This is a genomic window from Bellilinea sp. (assembly GCF_034432615.1).
Classification (GTDB): domain Bacteria; phylum Chloroflexota; class Anaerolineae; order Anaerolineales; family Anaerolineaceae; genus Bellilinea.
In genome coordinates this window covers 1-3,097 of sequence record NZ_DAOUBL010000027.1, presented here as the reverse complement: position 1 = coordinate 3,097, position 3,097 = coordinate 1, and the positions used below count along the sequence as shown (strand labels likewise).

The 3,097-nt window shown below is 56.1% G+C and carries 2 protein-coding genes; both read left to right on the top strand.

Annotated elements, in window-relative coordinates:
- Nucleotides 1–168: 168 nt before the first annotated feature.
- Nucleotides 169–1,746 (top strand): FGGY-family carbohydrate kinase, encoded by a 1,578-nt coding sequence (locus VAE48_RS01355; RefSeq protein WP_322791510.1) that lies wholly within the window; start codon nucleotides 169–171, stop codon nucleotides 1,744–1,746.
- Nucleotides 1,739–3,097: transporter substrate-binding domain-containing protein (locus tag VAE48_RS01350; RefSeq protein ID WP_322791509.1), on the top strand; the 1,359-nt coding region annotated here is incomplete at its 3' end. The genes VAE48_RS01355 and VAE48_RS01350, both read left to right, overlap by 8 nt.

Sequence of the window (3,097 nt, the reverse complement as noted above, 5' to 3'; positions counted from 1 at the left end):
CACCTGCACCTCCCCCAAAATCGCCCCTGCGATTTTGGGGGAGGCGGGAGGGGGACGAAAATTCAAAAGTTGATGCAAAAATGATTTATCCCGAATTGACGTTAAAATAAACCCCCGCAGGGTGAGTTCCTGCCAGGCATAATCCATTCTGGTTACATGAGGCGGTGCATGGAAAAAGATCAAATTCTGGCAATTGACAACGGTACACAGAGCATTCGGGCGATGATCTTCGACCCGCAGGGCAACATGATCGCCAAAAACCGTGTTCCGATTCAGCCGTATGTTTCACCAGCGCCGGGGCTTGCCGAACAGGACCCCAATGTGTTCTGGCAGGGGGTCTGCCGTGCCTGTCAGGGCTTGTGGAAACTGCCCGGTGTTCAGCGGGAGAGAATTGCCGGGGTAGCCCTGACCACGCAGCGTTCCACGGTGATCAATTTGGACCGCGAGGGAAAACCGCTGCGACCGGCAATTGTCTGGCTGGATCAGCGCCGCACCGAGGGTTTGAAGCCCGTGGGAGGGTTGTGGGGTCTGGCATTCCGCCTGACCGGCATGACCGAAACGGTGGCCTACCTGCAAGCCGAAGCCGAAGCCAACTGGCTACGCGTTCATCAACCGGAGATCTGGAAAAACACGAATAAGTACCTGCTGCTTTCCGGTTACTTAACCTACCGCCTGACCGGAAAATTTGTCGATTCGGTAGCCTGTCAGGTAGGCTACCTGCCGTTCGATTATAAAAAACAATGCTGGGCCGGCCCGCTGGATTGGAAGTGGCAGGCTGTGCCGATGGATCCTGCCATTCTGCCGGAGCTGGTGCCGGCTGCCGGCTTGCTGGGTGAAATTACGACTCAGGCATCTGCCGAAACCGGCATCCCCGCCGGCCTGCCCTTGATTGCCGCCGCAGCCGATAAAGCCTGCGAGGTGATTGGGGCGGGGTGTGTTCAGCCGCAGGTTGCCTGCCTGAGTTATGGAACGACCGCAACGATTAACACCACCCATCGCCGCTATGTGGAGGCTATTCCGCTGATTCCTCCCTATCCCTCGGCGGTACCCGGGGCCTACTCACTGGAAATTCAAATTTACCGCGGTTTCTGGATGGTCTCATGGTTCAAGCAGGAATTTGGACTGCCCGAGCAGCAGCAAGCCGAGATGCTGGGCGTGGAGCCGGAGGAATTGTTCGACCATCTGGTGGAACTGGTGCCGGCCGGTTCGCAAGGGCTGGTTCTGCAGCCGTACTGGTCACCGGGTCTGAAAGTGCCCGGCCCCGAAGCGCGCGGCGCAGTGATTGGGTTTGGAGATGTGCACACCCGCGCCCATTTCTACCGCGCGATTCTGGAAGGACTGGCTTATGCCCTGCGGGAGGGCAAAGAACGTACCGAGCAGCGTACGGGTGTCAAAATCCGTGAGATCCGGGTAGCGGGCGGTGGCAGCCAGAGCCGCTGTGCCATGCAAATCACGGCGGATGTGTTTGGGCTGCCGGTTTCGCGGCCGCATATCTACGAAGCCTCTGGTCTGGGAGCGGCTATAGACGCGGCCGTGGGGCTGGGAATGTACCCGGATTTTGAAAGCGCAGTCAGCCAGATGACCCGCACCGGGGATACCTTTGAGCCGGATGTTAAGGTGCATGCCCTCTATGACGAGTTGTATCATGGGGTGTATTTAAACATGTATTCCCGCCTGCAACCGTTGTATAATCAGATACGGAAAATTGTCAGACAGCATCCTTTGAGTAAGCAGGATTATGGTTAGACCAATAGCAAGATTATTGGGTTTTTGGCTGTTTATTTTAGGGGGATTATTTTGGATAGGTTTTTCTCAAACCGGCTGGCATGTGGCAAGTGCCTCTGCTCAGCAGGCAACGCCACAATATCTCCTTTCCGTTCGAGAGGCCGAACCACGCCGTGTACTGCGCGTGGGTGGGGATCAGAGTTATCCTCCCTATGAGTATTTGAACAACGGTATCCCAACCGGTTTTAATGTGGATCTCATTCGCTCCGTGGCCGCGGAGATGGGATATGAGGTTGAGATCACGCTGGGCCCGTGGAGCGAAGTGCGCCAGGGATTGCTGGATGGCAAATATGATTTACTGATGGGAATGGTGCCCACCAGCGAGCGCGAAAAAGATTACGATTTCAGCATTCCATACACCTATATCACGTTTGATTTGTTTGTTCCAACCAATTCCTCGGCGCGTTCGCTGAAAGACCTTGAAGATGAGGCCATTGTGGTGCAGGCCGGCGGGTTGATGCAGGAGTACCTGCGTGAAGAAGGCTTTACGGGGGAAGTCATCTTGGTGCAGGACATTGTCAATGCGCTGCGGCTGGTCAACGAAGAAGCTTACCCGGCTGCCCTGCTGAACCGTATGCAGGGACAATTCTTGATTTCGGAGCTGGGGTTGAGGAATGTCCGCCGGGTTGGGACGGATGTGCAGTCACGCAAGTACAGCATTGCGGTGAAAGACGGCAACAAAGAGCTGCTTGCCCGCCTGAATGAAGGTTTGTATCTGGTCAGTTCCAGCGGAAAATTGAGCGAGATACAAGAAGAATGGTTTGGTGTGTACGAAACGCCGTCGGCAGGAGCCTACCGTCCGCTGCTGATTGGACTGGGGGTGGTTGGCGGAATGCTGCTGATCAGTGCCGGCTTGTCGTGGTCGCTCGGCCAGCAGGTGGAAAAGCGCACCCGCGAACTCAAGCAGAGTGAAGAGAAATACCGCTTACTGGTCGAAAATGCCAGTGAAGGGGTGGTGGTTTCCTGCGGTGATGAACTGGTATTTGCCAACCGCGCAGCGGCGGCGATTACCGGCTACCCGCTGGAGGAGTTAATTGGCATCAAAATTGCGCAGCTGGTTCACCCCGATGATTTACTGATGGTCATGGATCGCTATCAGCGGCGTTTGCGCGGTGAGGATGTGCCGGCTTATTATGCCTTTCGCCTGATCAACCGTGAGCGTCAGGTGCGCTGGATTCAGGTTCATGCGGTGGTGATTGAATGGGACGGTAAACCGGCTACGCTGGATATGTTTGTGGATATCAGCGAGCAGCGCCGTGCCGAAGAGCAGATTCAGCAGCAGTTGCGCCACATGGCGGCGCTGCGGGCGGTG